The sequence below is a fragment of the Roseobacter denitrificans OCh 114 genome (genome assembly GCF_000014045.1).
Classification (GTDB): domain Bacteria; phylum Pseudomonadota; class Alphaproteobacteria; order Rhodobacterales; family Rhodobacteraceae; genus Roseobacter; species Roseobacter denitrificans.
Map to the genome: position 1 here is coordinate 2,482,106 of NC_008209.1, position 17,970 is coordinate 2,500,075.

General features: G+C 56.9%; 19 protein-coding genes. 10 read left to right on the top strand and 9 right to left on the bottom strand.

Annotation, left to right across the window (positions count from 1 at the left end; all coding sequences use genetic code 11):
• Positions 1-14: 14 nt before the first annotated feature.
• A complete protein-coding gene (mnmA, locus tag RD1_RS11965; RefSeq protein WP_011568767.1) occupies positions 15-1,157 on the bottom strand; it encodes a tRNA 2-thiouridine(34) synthase MnmA in 1,143 nt (380 codons plus the stop codon).
• A 123-nt stretch (positions 1,158-1,280) separates the two neighbouring features.
• Between mnmA and RD1_RS11970 the strand changes: the two genes are divergently transcribed.
• The 5 genes from RD1_RS11970 to RD1_RS21390 all read left to right on the top strand — a co-directional run bounded on the left by RD1_RS11970 (position 1,281) and on the right by RD1_RS21390 (position 6,923).
• The gene (locus RD1_RS11970) at positions 1,281-1,559 is read left to right on the top strand and encodes a DUF1153 domain-containing protein (protein ID WP_044033120.1); all 279 of its coding nucleotides are present in this window, start codon (positions 1,281-1,283) and stop codon (positions 1,557-1,559) included.
• A 99-nt stretch (positions 1,560-1,658) separates the two neighbouring features.
• Positions 1,659-2,378, top strand: coding sequence for a response regulator transcription factor CtrA (gene ctrA / locus RD1_RS11975; protein ID WP_011568769.1), 720 nt, complete (start codon positions 1,659-1,661; stop codon positions 2,376-2,378).
• A 127-nt stretch (positions 2,379-2,505) separates the two neighbouring features.
• Complete coding sequence (gene ligA / locus RD1_RS11980) at positions 2,506-4,623, top strand: NAD-dependent DNA ligase LigA (protein WP_011568770.1); 2,118 nt, start codon at positions 2,506-2,508, stop codon at positions 4,621-4,623.
• Positions 4,620-6,710: an ATP-dependent DNA helicase RecG gene (recG, locus tag RD1_RS11985; protein WP_011568771.1), complete on the top strand. Its 2,091-nt coding sequence runs from the start codon at positions 4,620-4,622 to the stop codon at positions 6,708-6,710. The genes ligA and recG overlap by 4 nt, the downstream gene beginning before the upstream one ends.
• A 90-nt stretch (positions 6,711-6,800) precedes the next feature.
• Positions 6,801-6,923, top strand: coding sequence for a hypothetical protein (locus tag RD1_RS21390; protein WP_281259776.1), 123 nt, complete (start codon positions 6,801-6,803; stop codon positions 6,921-6,923).
• A 171-nt stretch (positions 6,924-7,094) separates the two neighbouring features.
• Here RD1_RS21390 and RD1_RS11995 read toward each other — a convergent pair whose 3' ends face one another.
• Together RD1_RS11995 and RD1_RS12000 are read right to left on the bottom strand one after the other, a co-directional pair.
• Positions 7,095-8,474 carry a methyl-accepting chemotaxis protein gene (locus RD1_RS11995; protein WP_245897276.1) on the bottom strand — a complete coding sequence of 460 codons (1,380 nt, stop codon included), beginning with the start codon at positions 8,472-8,474 and terminating at the stop codon, positions 7,095-7,097.
• Positions 8,475-8,564: 90 nt separating this feature from the next.
• Positions 8,565-9,017, bottom strand: a complete 453-nt coding sequence (locus RD1_RS12000; protein WP_011568773.1) for an iron-sulfur cluster assembly scaffold protein — start codon at positions 9,015-9,017, stop codon at positions 8,565-8,567.
• A 77-nt stretch (positions 9,018-9,094) separates the two neighbouring features.
• On the opposite strand from RD1_RS12000, the gene hisI reads away from it, so the two are divergent.
• Positions 9,095-9,481: a phosphoribosyl-AMP cyclohydrolase gene (gene hisI / locus RD1_RS12005; RefSeq protein WP_011568774.1), complete on the top strand. Its 387-nt coding sequence runs from the start codon at positions 9,095-9,097 to the stop codon at positions 9,479-9,481.
• Here the strand turns inward: hisI and gluQRS are convergent.
• The 3 genes from gluQRS to trmFO are packed head-to-tail and all read right to left on the bottom strand — an operon-like array spanning position 9,478 to position 12,343.
• A complete protein-coding gene (gene gluQRS, locus RD1_RS12010) occupies positions 9,478-10,341 on the bottom strand; it encodes a tRNA glutamyl-Q(34) synthetase GluQRS (RefSeq protein WP_011568775.1) in 864 nt (287 codons plus the stop codon). The two genes, hisI and gluQRS, sit on opposite strands and share 4 nt — an antisense overlap.
• On the bottom strand, positions 10,338-10,952 hold the full coding sequence (locus tag RD1_RS12015; protein WP_011568776.1) for a class I SAM-dependent DNA methyltransferase: 615 nt from the start codon (positions 10,950-10,952) through the stop codon (positions 10,338-10,340). The genes gluQRS and RD1_RS12015 overlap by 4 nt, the downstream gene beginning before the upstream one ends.
• A gap of 38 nt (positions 10,953-10,990) precedes the next feature.
• On the bottom strand, positions 10,991-12,343 hold the full coding sequence (gene trmFO / locus RD1_RS12020; protein ID WP_011568777.1) for a methylenetetrahydrofolate--tRNA-(uracil(54)-C(5))-methyltransferase (FADH(2)-oxidizing) TrmFO: 1,353 nt from the start codon (positions 12,341-12,343) through the stop codon (positions 10,991-10,993).
• A gap of 147 nt (positions 12,344-12,490) precedes the next feature.
• Here trmFO and RD1_RS12025 point away from each other — a divergent pair, with 147 nt between their 5' ends.
• On the top strand, positions 12,491-12,910 hold the full coding sequence (locus tag RD1_RS12025; RefSeq protein ID WP_011568778.1) for a PaaI family thioesterase: 420 nt from the start codon (positions 12,491-12,493) through the stop codon (positions 12,908-12,910).
• A gap of 170 nt (positions 12,911-13,080) precedes the next feature.
• Here RD1_RS12025 and rpsI read toward each other — a convergent pair whose 3' ends face one another.
• Together rpsI and rplM are read right to left on the bottom strand one after the other, a co-directional pair.
• Entirely contained in the window at positions 13,081-13,572 is a 492-nt protein-coding gene (rpsI, locus tag RD1_RS12030; RefSeq protein WP_011568779.1) for a 30S ribosomal protein S9, read from the bottom strand.
• 2 nt (positions 13,573-13,574) lie between these two features.
• Positions 13,575-14,036 carry a 50S ribosomal protein L13 gene (rplM, locus tag RD1_RS12035; protein ID WP_011568780.1) on the bottom strand — a complete coding sequence of 154 codons (462 nt, stop codon included), beginning with the start codon at positions 14,034-14,036 and terminating at the stop codon, positions 13,575-13,577.
• 664 nt (positions 14,037-14,700) lie between these two features.
• Between rplM and RD1_RS12040 the strand changes: the two genes are divergently transcribed.
• The 3 genes from RD1_RS12040 to RD1_RS12050 are packed head-to-tail and all read left to right on the top strand — an operon-like array spanning position 14,701 to position 17,239.
• Positions 14,701-16,077 (top strand): pilus assembly protein TadG-related protein, encoded by a 1,377-nt coding sequence (locus tag RD1_RS12040; protein WP_245897277.1) that lies wholly within the window; start codon positions 14,701-14,703, stop codon positions 16,075-16,077.
• Positions 16,074-16,619, top strand: coding sequence for a TadE/TadG family type IV pilus assembly protein (locus RD1_RS12045; protein WP_011568782.1), 546 nt, complete (start codon positions 16,074-16,076; stop codon positions 16,617-16,619). The genes RD1_RS12040 and RD1_RS12045 overlap by 4 nt, the downstream gene beginning before the upstream one ends.
• Complete coding sequence (locus RD1_RS12050; RefSeq protein ID WP_011568783.1) at positions 16,616-17,239, top strand: TadE/TadG family type IV pilus assembly protein; 624 nt, start codon at positions 16,616-16,618, stop codon at positions 17,237-17,239. The genes RD1_RS12045 and RD1_RS12050 overlap by 4 nt, the downstream gene beginning before the upstream one ends.
• A gap of 17 nt (positions 17,240-17,256) precedes the next feature.
• Here the strand turns inward: RD1_RS12050 and RD1_RS12055 are convergent, their stop codons facing one another.
• A complete protein-coding gene (locus RD1_RS12055) occupies positions 17,257-17,826 on the bottom strand; it encodes a YcbK family protein (protein WP_011568784.1) in 570 nt (189 codons plus the stop codon).
• Positions 17,827-17,970: the final 144 nt, after the last annotated feature.

The following is a 17,970-nucleotide window of genomic DNA, read 5'->3' on the forward strand; positions in this document are numbered from 1 at the left end:
GGATTGGCGCCGGTTCATCCCTTGTGAATCCATCCGCCGCCGTAGATCCGGCTGCTGTCCGTGTCATAGAAGACGCAGGCCTGGCCCGGGGAAATGCCTTCTTCGGGTGAGGTCAGTTCGACGGTTGCTTCGGTGTCGCTGATCGGGCGGATGATGGCGTCGGTCGGCGGGCGCGTGGAGCGCACCTTAACGGCGAGGTGCCATGCATCCCGGGATTGGAAGGGTTCATCGCCAAGCCAGTTGATTTCGCGCACGGGCACGGTGCGTGTGGAGAGCATGGATTTGGGGCCCACGACGACCTGGCGCGCCTCTGCGTCGAGTTTGATCACGTAAAGCGGTGTGGCAAGCCCGCCGATGCCCAAGCCGCGCCGCTGGCCGATGGTGTAGTTGACCACACCGTCATGTCGCGCCAGAACGCGACCATCGGTATCCACGATATCGCCCGGTGCCGCTGCTTCGGGGCGCAGTTTTCGGATGACGCTCGCGTAATCCCCGTCTGGTACGAAACAGATATCCTGACTGTCGGGTTTGTTGGCCACGCTGAGCCCATATTTTTCGGCGAGCGCACGCGTGTCTTCTTTCGAGGGCAGGTGGCCCAGCGGAAACCTCAAAAAGGCGAGTTGTTCCGGGGTTGTCGAAAACAGGAAATAGCTCTGGTCGCGGTTTGCATCCGCGGCTGAATGAAGTTCGGCGCCGTATGGGCCCGATTTGCGTTGAATATAGTGTCCAGTCGCCATGCAGTCCGCATCAAGGTCCTTGGCGGTTTCCAGCAGATCCTTGAATTTGACGCGTTCATTACAGCGGATGCAGGGAACCGGCGTCGCACCGCCGAGATAGCTCTCTGCGAATTCGTCGATCACCGCGTCCTTGAAGATGTTTTCATAATCCAGAACGTAGTGCGGAAAGCCCATTTTCTCGGAGACACGCCGCGCGTCATGGATATCGAGCCCCGCACAGCACGCACCTTTCTTGGCAAGCGCTGCGCCGTGATCATAAAGCTGCAGGGTGACGCCCACCACATCATAACCTTCTTCTGCCAGCATTGCAGCCACGACAGAACTGTCCACACCCCCTGACATGGCCACGACCACGCGCGTTTCAGCGGGTGGTTTGGCAAAGCCAAGCGAATTTAGCGTCGGCGATGGGTCGAGGGGCATATGTCGTCTCCGGGATATACGAGGGAATATAGGAAAATCCTAATTACTCTCAAGAGCGCGCTTCATCGGTCTTTAAGGTGAATTCGTCAAGCTGTGGCAAACGAGTTGAATATAGGTAAGTGTATGTATCTCAAGAAAGTCGATGGTCCGCGCTCCGTCACCCTTGCGGATGGAACAGTCATGACTCAAGCGGATCTGCCACCAGTGACCACAAGGCGGTGGGTGGCCTCACGTAAAGCGGCTGTTGTGCGCGGGGTGGCCTATGGGCTGATTCCCCAGAAAGAGGCACTGTCGCGCTACCGGATCAGTGAAGATGAATTCCATGAGTGGGTGAAAGCGGTCTCTGAACATGGTGAAGATGCTCTGAAAGCAACAACTTTACAAAAATATAGACAACCTTAAGTTGATAAGCTAGTTTTTGGTATCACGGTAACGTGCAGTTAACCTTTTAAGTTCACGGTTAACGCGAAGATAAAATGATAGGCCTTTGCGGAGATTAATATGCGCGTACTGCTCGTGGAAGATGACCCCACAACGTCGAAGAGTGTCGAGTTGATGCTGACCCATGCAAATCTGAATGTATATGCAACAGACCTGGGAGAAGAGGGGATCGATCTTGCCAAGTTGTATGACTACGACCTGATCCTGCTGGACCTTGATTTGCCCGATATGAATGGTCACGAGGTTCTGCGTCAGTTGCGCCTTGCGCGCATCGAGACCCCGATCCTGATTCTGTCGGGCGCCGATGATACCGAAAACAAGATCAAGGGTTTCGGGTTCGGCGCGGATGACTACCTCACCAAACCGTTCCACCGCGAGGAACTCGTGGCGCGCATCCATGCCATTATTCGCCGCTCGAAAGGGCATTCCCAATCGGTGATCGAGACTGGGCTGATCTCGGTAAACCTGGACGCCAAAACCGTCAGTGTAGACAACAAGACAGTGCATCTGACCGGCAAGGAATACCAGATGCTGGAGTTGTTGTCGCTGCGCAAAGGTACGACGCTGACCAAGGAAATGTTCCTCAACCACCTTTATGGCGGCATGGATGAACCGGAACTCAAGATCATTGATGTTTTCATCTGCAAGCTGCGCAAAAAGCTGAGCAATGCCACAAATGGTGAAAACTACATCGAGACTGTCTGGGGGCGCGGTTATGTCCTGCGAGACCCTGAACCCTCGCAGATTGATGACACGCAACGACTGGCTGTAGGGGCCTGAACAATACCGACAGGCGCGACAGCAATTTCGCGTCTGTTTTGTCAGATCAGTCATTTCGCAAAACAACTGGACCTCTGTGCGACCTATGCCTAACTACGTGTGAGCAAATGGCAATCGAACAGGTCCCATGGATTTCGCCCCCCTTGACAGTCTGACCGAAAAAGCGGCGAAGAAAGAGCTGTCCAAGCTCGCAGATCTTCTGGATCAGGCGAATACCGCGTATCACGCAAACGACGCACCGATTATATCTGACGCTGATTTTGACGCATACAAGCGTCGCAACCTTGCGATTGAAGAACGCTTTCCCCACCTGAAACGCGCCGACAGCCCGACCGATCGCGTCGGCGCAGCGCCGTCAGCCGGTTTTTCCAAGGTGGTTCATTCGATCGCCATGCTGTCACTGGCCAATGCCTTTGACGAGGCAGATGTTTCAGATTTCGTTCAGCGCATTCGCAAACACCTTGGGTTGAGCGATATAGAGGCGTTGAGCTTCACATCAGAGCCAAAGATTGATGGCCTATCACTGTCTCTCAGATATGAAAATGGTACTCTCGTTCAGGCCGCCACCCGTGGCGATGGGGCGATTGGTGAAAACGTCACCGAAAACGCGCGAACAATACCGGATATCCCCGAACAGATCTCAAATGCCCCCGATGTTCTCGAAGTTCGTGGTGAAGTCTATATGTCTCACGCCGATTTCGAAGCGTTGAATGCCAGGCAAGCTTCGGCAGGCGCAAAACTGTTTGCAAATCCCCGGAATGCAGCGGCCGGGTCCTTGCGCCAGCTTGACGCGCGTATCACCCAGAGCAGACCGCTCAGGTTTTTTGCATATGCCTGGGGAACACTCTCCGAGCCTTTGGGGAAGACGCAAATGCAGTCGATCGAACGCCTGCAAAGCTTTGGGTTTCAAACGAATGACTTGACCGAAAAATGCAATGGACCAGAAGAGTTGCTGGCGCAATACCGCCGCATCGAAGAGCGCCGCGCCTCCTTGGATTATGACATTGATGGGGTCGTCTACAAAGTGGATGATCTGGACTTGCAACGTCGGCTGGGCTTTCGCTCCACCACGCCCAGATGGGCCATCGCACATAAATTTCCTGCTGAGCTTGCCTGGACCGAGTTGCAGGGTATCGACATTCAGGTCGGTCGCACCGGTGCGTTATCCCCGGTCGCGCGCTTGAAACCTGTCACTGTCGGCGGTGTCGTCGTGTCAAATGCCACGCTGCACAACGAAGACTACATCGCAGGGCGCGACAATAAGGGCGATGTTATCCGCGGTGGCAAGGATATCCGCGTGGGTGATTTTGTGCAGGTGTACCGTGCGGGGGACGTCATTCCGAAAGTGGCTGACGTTGACCTTAAAAAGCGACCTGCGGATGCAATCCCATATGTCTTTCCGGCAACCTGTCCGGAATGTGGCAGTGACGCGCTGCGCGAGGCAGGCGATGCGGTGCGCAGATGCACCGGAGGCTTGATTTGCCCGGCGCAGGCGGTGGAACGGCTCAAGCATTTCGTATCACGCGCGGCATTCGACATAGACGGTCTGGGTGCCAAGCAGATCGAGCAGTTTTACAAAGATGGTTGGATATCGGAACCGGCTGACATCTTCACGCTGCGCGACCGATTCGGATCCGGCATTCAGCAATTGAAAAACCGTGATGGCTGGGGGGAGAAATCGGCAAACAACCTCTTCGATGCCATTGATGACAAGCGACAGATTCCTTTGGCGCGGCTCATTTTCGCCCTTGGGATTCGCCATGTGGGCGAAGCGGCGTCCAATCTGATCGCGCAACACTATTCTACCTTTGATGCCTTCGAGAAATCGATGCTGGCCGCGCAAGACAAGGACGGCGAGGCATGGGATGACCTGCTCAGCATCGACGGTGTCGGGACGGTCATGGCGCAATCGGTCATTCATGCGATGGGCCAAGCGGCCGAACGTGCATCCATCGACCGCCTCGTGGCCCAATTGGACGTGCAGCCGTCAGAAGCTGTCGTGACGGACGGCAGCCCGGTGGCGGGAAAGACCGTGGTGTTTACGGGCACGCTGAGCAAAATGACCCGCGCGGAAGCCAAATCACGGGCCGAAAGCCTTGGGGCAAGGGTTGCCGGTTCCGTGTCAGCCAAAACCGACTTCCTTGTTGCAGGACCCGGCGCAGGTTCAAAGGCCAAGAAAGCCGCCGAACTCGGTGTTCAAACCCTCGACGAAGACGGCTGGCTGGCACTTATCGAGGGCTTATGAGCGGTCGTCCGGAAGCTCTGTTTGGCCTGTTTTCATCTCTTGAAACCCTTGACGGAGTTGGACCCAAAACAGCTGCGAATTTTGCCGGTCTGGGCGTTCATGCGCCGCGGGATCTGCTTTTCACCTTGCCGATAAACGTCCTCGACCGGCGACACCGCAATACGATTGAAGGGCTTGATTGCCCGACGATAACAACCGTTGCGGTCACCATCGGCGCGCATCGGCCACCCCGCACAAAGGGAGCGGCCTACCGTATTTCTGTTGTCGACGCGGAAGCTGCGTTTCAACTGGTTTTCTTCCATGCGCGGGGCGACTACCTCGCACGTATCTTGCCGCAGGGCAGTCGCCGGGTCGTATCGGGCAAGTTGGAGCGTTTTGACGGGGTGTACCAGATGGTGCATCCCGACTACATCTTGTCAGAGACCGAGGTCGACACGATCCCGCCTTTTGAACCTGTGTACCCCTTGACCTCCGGGATCACGCAAAAGGTGATGTTCAAGGCCACGCGGGCGGCATTGAAACTGCTCCCTGATTTGACCGAATGGATCGATCCCGGCCAGATACGCAAGGCCGGGTGGCCTGATGTCAGGGAGGCTTTTACCCTTGCACATCGACCTCAGGCGCCTCAGGATATCTCGATCACTGCCGCCGCGCGCGAGCGTCTGGCCTACGATGAAATGTTTGCACATCAAATGACGCTTGCCCTTGCGCGTTTGACAGAACGTCAGAAGAAAGGCCGCGCGACCCATGGCACGGGCGATTTGCAAATGCGATTGATTGAATCCTTGCCCTATCCGCTGACCGGAGCGCAGCAACGTGCCATCGCGGATGTGAACCGTGATATGGCGGAAGCGGTCCGCATGAACCGTCTGCTTCAAGGGGACGTGGGTGCTGGCAAAACGCTTGTTGCGTTTTTGGCCCTGCTGCGCGCGGTTGAAGGAGGCGGGCAGGGGGTTTTGATGGCCCCAACGGAAATTCTGGCGCGTCAACACCTGCAAAGCCTGAAACCCATGGCCGAGCATGTTGGCGTCAGGCTGGATATATTGACCGGGCGGGACACGGGGAAAGAGCGTACTGCAAAACTGGAGGACCTCGCAAATGGCAACATCGGGGTTTTGGTTGGCACCCATGCTGTTTTCCAAAAGGGCGTGACATTCAGTGATCTGCGGCTGGCGGTGATTGATGAGCAACACCGTTTTGGTGTCCAGCAAAGGATGGCGCTTGGGCAAAAGGGCGCAGCGGTTGATGTTCTGGTTATGACCGCGACACCGATCCCGCGATCCTTGGCATTGGCGCAATTCGGGGACATGGATGTGTCTGTATTGGATGAGAAACCGCCGGGCCGGATGCCGATCAAGACCGCGCTCGTGAGCGTTGATCGTATGGAGGAGGTCGTGTCGCGCCTGTGCGCCGTGGTAGAGGGCGGGCGTCAATGCTATTGGGTGTGTCCGCTGGTGGAAGAAAGTGAAGTGGTCGACCTGACGGCGGCCGAGGACCGGTTCAAGAAGTTGCGTGCGGCACTTGGCGAAGGCGTAGTGGGTCTTGTGCACGGACAGATGCCGGCGGCGGAGAAAGATGCCGCGATGGCGGGCTTTGAGTCGGGCCAAACCAAGGTGTTGGTTGCCACGACTGTCATCGAAGTGGGCGTGAACGTGCCGAATGCGACGATCATGGTGATTGAGCGGGCAGAGTTTTTTGGGCTTGCACAGTTGCATCAACTCAGAGGGAGGGTCGGGCGCGGCACGGCGGCATCGACCTGTTTGCTTTTGTACCAACCGCCTCTTTCAGAAAGCGGTCAGCGGCGGCTGGAGGTGCTGCGTGAAACGGAAGACGGGTTTATGATCGCTGAAACTGACCTGAAGATGCGCGGTGCAGGTGACGTCATCGGCACGGCGCAATCGGGGCTGCCGCGGTTCTGGATAGCGGATCTGGAGCGACAGGCCGGGTTGATGCAGATCGCACAGTCGGACGCGCGCAAGCTGCTTGCGGATGATCCGGGCCTTGCGACGCCAAGAGGGCAGGCCGCCCGCATGCTTTTGTGGCTCCTGCGCAAAGATGAATCAATCCGTTTGATTACAGTGGGTTAACACTTTTGCTCCCAAATGTTCTTAAAAAGTTCTTTACAGACCGTAAATAAAATGAGAACAAATAGGCAACATACGAGAGGCGGAGGCAAGATGTTTACTCAACTGAAAAAAATCGCACTGCAATCACAGGGAACGCTGGTGCAGGACGCGCTCGGCCTCAGCGCCTTGGTTGTGATGCTGATTGTCGCGCTTCATCTTCCCACGTTTATCTGATTTCTGCCTGCATTCCCATGTCGTTAAGGCTGTCACACCTCTTCCCCAATCAGGTGTCCTGAGATGACCACTGCCTGTTTCACATCTCACTAGGTTCGTTTTGGCAGCTGGCCCGATCCCCACATGAGAATGCTTAACTATGCCGCCGCCCGCAGGGTGCGCGGCATTTTTTTATTCGAAACTATAGGCAAGCCTGAGCCCGCCCCAATGACGACCCTGTACAAAAATCGGAGCAGAAAGGTCTTTCATCATTTTGAATGCGCCACCACCCATGTCGCGGCGATAAACCTGCAAAAGGAAGGGTTCAGTATTGCGGCCCGCCTTCAGACCTACCCGGTCATCAAAAATGCGACGGTTGCGGCAATTGGCCGTGTTCCAAACCGGATCATTCGTCTGTGGCTGGGAGAATTTCTTGTTATGTGAGGGCAGATACCCGTTCACGTCGACCGCGGCGCAGAATACGATTTTCGGGTCAAAGCCCAATGCCGGTTCCTGAATGGCCGGCATGATCTGATCCATAAGCCGCGTCGATTCGGTCATGAACTGCTCGGGATTCGTGTCCGGTATGGGGCGGTAACTTCGGTCGAACAGGCGGGACATGGAGATCTCACCCCGGCTCAGCGCGGTTTCCATTTGCGAAGCCACTTCGCCGGCCAGTCTGGTGACCTCATGGATGAAACGGGCATCCGCAGTTTCATTTCCCAGCAAGGCGGTCGACTGTACAATTGTTTCCGATGTGTCAATCAAGTTGAGGATACGGACATGGGTCTCTTCAACGCCGGAGGTCGTATCCTTCACAGCGCTTTCGATCTCGGCCAGAGCTGGTGTAAACTCCGAAATCGCCCTGTCCACTCGGTGTGCCTGTTCGGAAATGCGCTTTGCCTGCGTATCGGCCGCCGAAACCGAGGCTTCGACGCGCCCCAGAGCGGCGTCAGTGTCCCCGGTGGCTTCCAGAACATCGGACGCCTGTTCGGCGATGCCGTTTGCCTCCTGACCCAATGTGAAAATCCAGTCAGTGAGCGTTTCGACATTCTCCGTGATTTGCACGGCGGCACCGCGCGTCTGGCGTGACAACTCGTTGATTGCCTCTGCCACGACCGCGAAACCGCGCCCGGATTCGCCGGCACGCGCCGCTTCGATCTTGGCATTGATGGCAAGCGTATTTACCTGCGTTGCGATACTGGCGATTTGCTGGTTGTTCCGCTTCACCGCATCCAGGGTATCGGCCACATCTTGTGTTCGGCTTGATACCTGCTGAACCCACCCTGCGACCGCACGTGATTTTTCACCGGTCTGGCGTACCATCTCGGCAGAAGCGACCACATCAGTAACGGTCGTTTCAGTCTGTTCGGCCATCGCTTGCACGGCTTCGCGCACATCTGCGTTGGCCGCCGACATGTCCCGCGCCCGTGCGGTGACGATCTTCAGCCCGCTGGTCTGGGCATGGGCGTGGGCCTCAACCAGATCAAGAAAACCGGCGATGTCTACGATCTCATATCCGAGAGCGGCGGCGGCGGATGAAAGGCGATTAACATCAGTTTGTGCAGACAAATGTTGGGGGACTTGCATAGGACCTCACAATAGGGCTGTGGTGAGGTTTTGGCAGGATTTTCCTTAAAAAGTGCTAACCATAACCGAGGTTCACGCACAATCTGATTGCGCAATTTGCGCCATCGCCTCGCATGTCGCCTCGATGCACAACAGGATGGAGGCATGGCGGTTCTTGTACTCGCGCGCAGGCTCGAGCACCTCGAAACCATCAAACGGCGCTTGTGGCACCGGGCCGCCCTCTTTCAGCATGGCCCGCAACGCATCGCGCGCCTGTGTCATCTCGGCAAGGGTGCGGCCCATGACTGCCGCGCCGGTCACAGCCGCTGCCGCCTGTCCCAATGCGCAGGCCTTCACGTCCTGTCCGAACGCAGACACGCGCCCATCCGTCAACGCAACATCAACGGTTACGGCCGACCCGCACAGTGGTGAGCGTTTTTTGACACTCGCCATCGGGTCGCTCAGGCGCTCATGATGTGGTATCTCTGACGCAAGCGCCAGGATCCGCCCTGAGTAAAGCTTTATTAGATCAGTATCCGTGGCCATGGCTGTATTCTCGGTTTCGTTTGTCTGCCCCTCCATACATAAGGGGCAAGGAAGAAGATGCAAAAAGGTTTTTCGGCATGTCTGACGCAGCAAATGATACCAAGGTCCGTTTTGATCCTGAGAGGCTTACCTTCAATGAGGCCGGTTTGGTGCCGGCTATTGCGCAAGATGCTGAAACCTCTGAGGTTTTGATGTTGGCTTGGATGAACGCCGAGAGCATTGCGCGCACGCTTCGCACGGGGCGAGTGACCTACTGGAGCCGGTCACGGCAGGCGTTCTGGGTCAAGGGTGAAACCAGCGGCCATGTTCAGGAACTTGTTGATTTGCGGATAGACTGCGACCGCGACTGCCTGCTTGTGCTGCTGCGTCAGACGGGTCCTGCCTGCCACACCGGGCGTCGCAGCTGTTTTTACACCGGGGTGCGTGACGGGCATGAACAGGAACTGATGACCCCGCAGGACTAGACCGCAAGCCCGACCATGGCCCTGATGTCCTGCGGCGCGCACCCCTCGTCGCGGAATTTTGCCAAAGCCCGCGCATCATCACGTTTGGCCAACCGCTTGCCGGCATCGTCGCGGATCAGTCGATGGTGGTAATAGTCGGGTGTCGGCACATCAAGCAGGCGTTGCAGGATCACGTGGATCTGCGTCGCCTCGGCCAGATCTGCGCCGCGCACGACGGTGCTGACATTCTGGGCGGAATCATCGACGACCACCGACAGGTGATAGGAGGTGCCCATATCGCGGCGCGCCAGAACGATATCCCCGATGCGCGTCAACGCGGTCGCGGGCTCAATTGAAACCACCTTATGCGTCCCTGATCCGGTCTCCTGATAGGTAAGGGGGCTGTCCGCGATCAGATCCAGCGCCTTGGCCATATTCAGCCGTATCGCGGGCGCGGGGGGCCCACTGACAGCCTGGCTCCCTGCGCGGCAGGTGCCGGGATAGACCAGCCCGTCAGGTCCAAAAACTGGCGTGCTTCCTTCTTGTGGCGCGCTGGCGGCCAGTTGGATGTCCTTGCGTGAACAGGTGCAGGGATACGTCACGCCCAGCCTTTCGAGCCGCGTCAGCGCAGCCCGATAAACATCAAAGCGGTCCGACTGGCGCATAACAGGCTCGGGCCAGCGCAGGCCCAACCACGCAAGGTCCTTATAGATCTGCGCTTCCCAGGTCGGTCGCGCGCGGGATTGGTCAATATCCTCAATCCTGAGCAGGAAAGCGCCCCCCGCAGCCGCCGCCATATCCCAGGCCAGAAGCGCGGAATAGGCATGCCCCAGATGCAGAGGGCCAGTTGGGGATGGAGCAAACCGGGTTGTGAATGTCACGTTTTCTCAATGACATAAACGGTGGCCTTCAAGTCGATCCCGGGCAAATGCGGCCCGTGTTCCTTGAACAAGAGCCGTGCGGCACCACAATCGAGCCATTCCGAAAGGGCCGCCTCATTCTTCGGATCTGATAGCGCATGATCATTCAGCGACAAGACGCACAGCCCGCCCGATTCCAACTGCATCATGAGAGTATGAAAGACCGATATCGGGGCGGCGCCCGCGCCAATCACACCGATTGCACAGATTGCGGTGTAGGAAGCAGGTCGCCGGGGCAGGGCGGCCCCCGCCTCAATGACGCTGAGAGTGCGGTAGAGGTTCTTTTCCCGCGCTTTCTCAAGCATGTCGGATGAGATATCAACGCCGTCAATCACGCGGAAGCCCGCCAGTTTGAGCGCCAATCCCGAAAGCCCGGTGCCACAGCCAAAATCCAGAATGGGCGCGGTCATATCCGATGAAAACTGCGCGAGGGCCTCGGCGCAACGGCCCGGTGTTGCATAGCCGTTTTGCACCACCTCTGCCTCGTAAGTGGCGGACCAGTCATCATAAAGCGCGCGGGTGTCGCCTGCGTCACGCGCAGCATAGGCCTTCGTCAGAAATCCATCCGTCATATCGCAAAAGTAGAGTGCTTTGCGCCGAGCGTCCAGCCTTACGCCGGTTCCTTCACGGCTTCGAGCCAGTTCTGCCAGTCCCTTTTTGCCCGGTCCGTATAGGCTTTGTACCGGTCCTTGCGCCCGCGACGCCCGCCTTTCAAACCCTCAACCGGCGGGAAAAGCCCGAAGTTGACGTTCATCGGCTGAAAGGTCTTGGCCTCGGCACCACCCGAGATGTGGGTGATCAAGGCGCCCGTTGCGGTCGTATCCGCCGGGGCCGACAGGGAAATGCCCAGTATCTCGGCCGCTGCCAAACGTCCGGCCAGCAATCCCATCGCAGCGGATTCAACATAGCCTTCGACACCTGTGATCTGACCGGCAAAGCGGATATTGGGCCTTGAGCGCAACCGCATCTGTTCATCCAGCAAGGTCGGCGCATTCAAAAACGTATTGCGATGAATGCCGCCAAGCCGCGCAAAACTCGCATTCTCAAGTCCGGGAATGGTTTTGAAAACAGCCGCTTGCGCACCGTACTTCATCTTGGTCTGAAACCCGACGATATTATAGAGCGTGCCCAGCTTGTTATCCCGGCGCAGCTGCACAACAGCATAGGGTTTCACATCCGGCTGATGTGGATTGGTCAGACCAACCGGCTTCATCGGGCCAAAGCGCAAGGTTTCGCGCCCCCGTTCGGCCATGACTTCGATGGGCAGGCAGCCATCGAAGTAATCCGCCGTCTCACCCTCTTTGAACTCGGTTTTGTCTGCTGCCAGAAGGGCGTCGATGAAGGCCTCGTATTGGTCCTTGTCCATCGGGCAATTCAGATAGGCGGTGCGCTCCTCTTCGGTCTCGCCCTTGTCATAGCGCGACTGCATCCAGGCACGGCTCATGTCGATACTGTCGAAATACACAATGGGCGCGATTGCGTCGAAAAAGGCGAGCGCCGCACCACCGGTTTGCGCAGCGATTGCATCGCTCAGTTTCGAGGATGTCAAAGGCCCTGTCGCAAAAATCCACTGTCCGGACGCGGGCAATTCCGAGATTTCGCCGTATTCAATGGTGATCCGCGGGTGGGCGGTCAGCGTGTCCGTGACTGATTGCGCGAAAAGGTCCCGGTCAACCGCAAGGGCGCCGCCCGCAGGCAGCCGGTGTTTGTCGGCCATCCGCATGATCAGACCGCCCGCCGCCCGCATTTCCCAATGCAGCAAGCCCACGGCGTTCTGCTCATCATCGTCTGAGCGGAAAGAGTTGGAGCACACCATCTCGCCCAATAACCCGGTTTGATGGGCAAATGTGCCCACTTTTGGCCGCATCTCATGCAGCACCACGTCCACGCCCATTTCAGCCGCCTGCCAGGCGGCTTCGGACCCGGCCATGCCGCCCCCAACGATATGTAATGTCTGTGTCATGATGCGGATGTAAGCGAGGCGCCCAGCCACCGCAACCTAAAGCCTGCAACGCCCGGCTTTTCGCGCGCAAATTTGTGGTCCTTGATGAGGTGTGACCTTGCGCCCCGTCCCAAATCAATCAATGAAGAGAGCAGGGAGGGCAGGCGCATGACACTGAAGATGGACATCAAGACGCTCAGCGAATTTGTGGAGCAGGTTTTTGAGCAGGTCAAAGGTGATTTCACGGTCGAAGACCTGAGCGAAGACAGCCTGCGGGTCAGATTGAACGTGACTGACAAGCACCTTCGCCCCGGCGGCACGGTATCTGGACCGTCGATGTTTGCGCTGGCCGATATGGCCGCATACTATATGACCCTCGCGCGTATCGGGCCCGAGGCTCTGACGGTTACAACGAATTGCGCCATTGATTTCATGCGCAAACCGGCGGCTGGCGCTGATCTTATTGCCCATGCGCGGCTTTTGAAACTTGGTCGACAGCTTGCGGTCACGGATGTGTTGCTGTTTTCGGACGGGCAGCCGAAACCCGTGGCGCGCGCAAGCCTGACCTATTCCATCCCGCCGCAATAAAACTGCATGAGCGGATGGCCTGATCGCGGGTTTGCACGCGCCGGTTCACGCTCGCGATCTTGCTGTTATCATCCGCTGCGTCAAATCTCTGCTCAGAGAATTCAGGCACAAAAAAACGCCCGCTTTGACAAGCAGGCGTTTGAAATTTTTCGGCTTTTGACCGTTCGGTACTAGCGCTTGGAGAACTGGAAGCTCTTACGCGCCTTGGCCTTACCGTATTTCTTACGCTCAACCACGCGGCTGTCGCGGGTCAGGAAGCCCGCAGCTTTGAGCGCGCCGCGCAAGGACGGATCGTAAAGCTGCAGCGCTTTGGAGATACCGTGTTTTACCGCACCGGCCTGACCGGACAGGCCGCCGCCTTTGACGGTTGCAACAACGTCGAACTGACCATCTGTGCCGGAAACCGAAAACGGCTGAGCCAGGATCATTTGCAAAACCGGGCGCGCGAAATACTCGTTTTGCGGCTTGCCGTTGACCGTCACCTTGCCGGAGCCGGGTTTGATCCAGACGCGTGCGATCGCATCTTTCCGCTTGCCCGTCGCATAGGAGCGACCCAGATCGTCACGCACAGGCTCGCGCACGACCGCTTCCACTTGCGGTGCCGCAGCTTCGACGCCGGCGACTGCACCCAGTTCTTCGAGTGTGTTGATTTCTTCGGCCATGATCATGCGCTCCGGGTGTTTTTACTGTTCATGGATGTCACATCCAGAACCTCAGGGCTTTGCGCCTCGTGAGGGTGCTCACTGCCTGCATAGACGCGCAGGTTCGTCATGATCTGACGCGACAGGCGGTTGCCGGGCAGCATGCGCTTGACGGCAAGTGTCACGATCCGCTCGGGGTGTTTGCCCTCGAGGATTTGCGCCTTGGTCCGTGATTTGATGCCACCGGGGTGGCCTGTGTGCCAGTAATGGCTTTCTTCACGCTTCTTGCCGGTCAGTTGCACTTTATCTGCGTTTATGATGACGACATTGTCCCCGCAATCCATATGCGGTGTGAACGAAGGCTTGTGCTTGCCGCGCAGGCGCGTGGCAACGATCGACGCGAGACGACCCAGAACGACACCTTCGGCGTCGATCAGGATCCATTTCTTGTCGATATCTGCGGGTGTTGCAGAAAAGGTTTTCATGTACGGTTCCCCGTTTAAATGTGACGTCTCGTCTTTTGGGACCAGACCGAATTTGATTGGCGTTGTATAAATGAGTTCTCAGCAAGGTCAACTATAGTTGTTCCGATAATATCGTTACAAAACAGATATCTAGAAATACGGTAATATTATACCCCACGTTCATGGCCGTCAATCACGCCGCATATGGTGGCGGGCCGGCCACTGGGATTTACCGGCGAGCCCAACCAGTAATGCAAGCCGAACAACAGAAAAAATCGCGCTGCCTCTCCCCGCAGTCGAGCGCGACCAGTGATATGCAGCGCCTCGCGTTAAACCTGAGAATCTAAGGTCCAGTGCTTCATGATCCCAATGCGCTTTCCTGTGCGCGCACAGCATGCATGCGCTGCGGATTGGCATCATCTGCTTTCCGAAACTCTCAGAACGGAAAACGGGAAAGGGTGCATTGCGGCCTATCCCCCTCTCTGTCAGGGGCGCGTCGCGACCCGTTTCGCGTTTTTGCCACATTCGTCTGGCAAACAAGACGGCGGAAGTGGCGAATCATGTGCGTTCGCCGGGTTTGGATCGGTTGAATATCATGCGAAATCTTCCAAAACATCGCAGTCCGTTCTCCTTGCGCGGCTTTTGTCGGCGGCTCATGGGGTTCAGGCGCGAAGAAGATGGCGCAATGACGATTTTCGCCACGATGATGGTGCTCATGATGCTGTTGGTCTGCGGGATCGCGGTCGATTTGATGCAAAATGAAATGATGCGCACGCGGGTGCAGAACACTCTGGACCGGGCAATTTTGGCGGCGTCTGACTTGGATCAACCCTTACCAGCGGATGAAGTTGTCGACGATTACTTTGCCAAGGCAGGCATGACCGAGTTTCTCGATGATGTTCAGATCACGCCCGGGGCTCACCTTCCTACAACGAATTTCAGGGTCGTGCAGGCCGAGGCCCGCACGCGCACCCCGTCGATCTACATGGCGATGACGGGTGTGCGCTCACTACCGGTATATGTGGCTGGTACAGCAGAAGAAACCATTGAAAACACGGAAATATCTTTGGTTTTGGATATTTCCGGCTCCATGCGCAACAATGGCAAGATCGGCAATCTGCGCACTGCCGCAAAAGACTTCATCGGGGCGGTTCTTGAAGGCAATGCCGCCAATACCACCTCTTTGAACATCGTGCCATATGCAGGTCAGACGAATCCGGGACCGATCGTTTTTCAACGGGCAGGCGGGCGGCCCTTCGCGACATTCATAGAAGATTCCGATGGGAACGAAATCCTCTACGGTCAGACGTTCGTCGATGACGAGGGCAATTCAATCGATGTGCCTTATAACACGATGTCGTCCTGTCTTGACCTCACCAATGGCGATTTCGACAACATTGACCTGCCAAGCGGTGGGTATGATCAGACGCCATACTTCATGAACTGGCCCATTGATGCGCCGACCATGGATTGGGGTTGGTGCCCGCAAAACAAATCCTCCATCCGCTATGCGCAAAACAACGCAGGCCAGTTACAGGATTTCATTGATGACATGCGTCTGCATGACGGCACCGGAACACAATACGGCATGAAATACGGTGTCGCCTTGCTGAACCCGAGTTCGCGCGACACGTTTGTTGCGCTCAACGCGGCCGGTCTGGTGCCGGATGGTTTCAAGGACCGGCCCGCCGATTTCGGCACGACCGACACGCGTAAGTTCATTGTCCTGATGACTGACGGGCAGATTACCGATCAGTTCCGACCCGAGGATAAGAACGACCCCAAGAATGATGAAATTGCTTTGAACCAGCGCATCGGAGACCGCGATACCTATGCGACGCAAAGTACGAACGTCGCCAACTTTTATTCCATTTGCAACAAGGCGAAGGCGGCAGGCATTACCGTTTACACAATCGCTTTTGAGGCACCGGCGAACGCGATCACCCAAATGCGCACCTGCGCGACATCGCCTGCCTTTTTCTACAAGGTCGAAGGCGTCGAGATCAAAACCGCCTTCAAGTCGATCGCACGCCAGATCAACGAGTTGAGGCTGACCCAGTGACCTTCTGTTTTCGCACATATCTGCGGCGATTTCGCCGTGAGGAAGATGGCCAGATTGCGGTTGAGTTTGTCATCCTTGTCCCTTTGGTGTTCACGATTTTCATGACCGCAATGGAGCTTGGTATCTACTCCATGCGCCAGATGTGGCTGGATCGTGGCTTGGACATCGCTGTGCGTGAGGTGCGGCTGAACACGTCCAGCATTCCCTCTCACGACGCGCTGAAACAAACGATATGCGAGAATGCGGGCTTTATTCCCGACTGCGGGAACAACCTCAAGCTGGAGATGGTCCGCATTGACCCGCGCGTTTTTACCCCGCTGGACCCGATTGCCGATTGTATTGATCTGAGCCTGCCGATTTCCAGCCAGGATGCGCCCAACTACCAATCTGGCAATGAGCATGATCTGATGGTGTTGCGGGCCTGCGTCAGATTCAACCCGATCTTTCCCACAACCGGGTTGGGTTTTCAGTTTGCCAGGGACAACGGGCGCGATGCCGTCATGACCGCGATGTCCGCCTTTGTGCAGGAGCCGGGGAGTTGAGGAGCATCTGCACCGCGATCACAGCACGTCTGCGCCGCTTCCGTCGCGACCAGCATGGGAATGTTGCGATCGAAGCGGTGATCATTCTGCCCATCATGATCTGGGCATATCTGGCGATGTTCACGATTTTCGACACGTACCGCCAATACACCGCGCAACAAAAGGCGGCATATACCATTTCTGACCTGATTTCGCGTCAGGCCACGCCGCTGGACGCCGGGTTTCTGGATGGCACGCACGATCTGTTCGAGACTTTGACGCGGGCTGTGGGCCAAACCGGCATCCGGATTACTGTCGCGCGATTTGACCAGACACTGGCGGAATATCAGGTCATCTGGTCTCGCACGCGCGGGGGGATGGTGGCTTTGGGCAGCACGGATATAGCCGATTGGTCAAACAGGCTGCCGGTCATGCCGCAGGGAGATCAGATCATCATTGTGGAAACCACATCCGAATTCGCGCCGGTGTTCAACATCGGGCTTGATCGGCAACGGATCAACAATTTCGTCTTTACGCGACCACGATATGCAGGGCAGGTCTGCTTTTTTACCGGGTCCGAAGAGATTTGCGATTTGCCGGGTGCGCCCACGCCGGTCGTTACCAACGCGGATCAGGCATGATTTAGTCCTGCGCGGCCTCAGCGGCCCCAGGTGCGCACGACGCCGCAATCCATATGAACAAAATTGGATCGGCTGTATTTTCCAACGCCGCCGCCTTTGCAGGCCGCCGCCGCGCGGGCCATCTGGCTGACAGTGCGGGTGGAGAGGCGCAAATCTGCTGCCTGACCTTTGACGTGCAGCGAATTCTTTGCAACGCCTCTGCTGCGCGATCGCAGCATGGCGTTTGTCTGCGGGCTGCGATAGCCAGACAACAGCATATAGGGCTCATCCGCGTCCATCAGATTATGCGCCGCCGACATGATGTCGATGGTGCGCAGATCCATGGACTTCACACCGTCCGTGCGCCAGTCGCGCATGAAGTGATTGACCTCTTTAACCGCTTCGGGGACGTATTCGCCCTCGATCCAGTAGATCATGTCGATGCGTTCGCCCGTGCGCCCGGAATACATGCGGATGCGGCGAATATCGCCGGAGCCTCGCAGGAAACCTGCGGCGTTTGAGAAAGTTGGAGCTGCAGTTACCATTGTCGCTGCAAATGCGCCCAATAGGGCGCGTCGGGAAAAACCCGTTGGATTTTCGATGGTCATAACCTGTCCGTCGCTATTCCTGCCTGGCCCATGATGTTACACAGGCGTTTCATCTCTTCCCCAGATGTTCCCGATTTATGTCATATGGCGTAATATTAACCAAGTCCTGAACGGCAAATGGGTCTTTTATGCGCAATTTTAGGC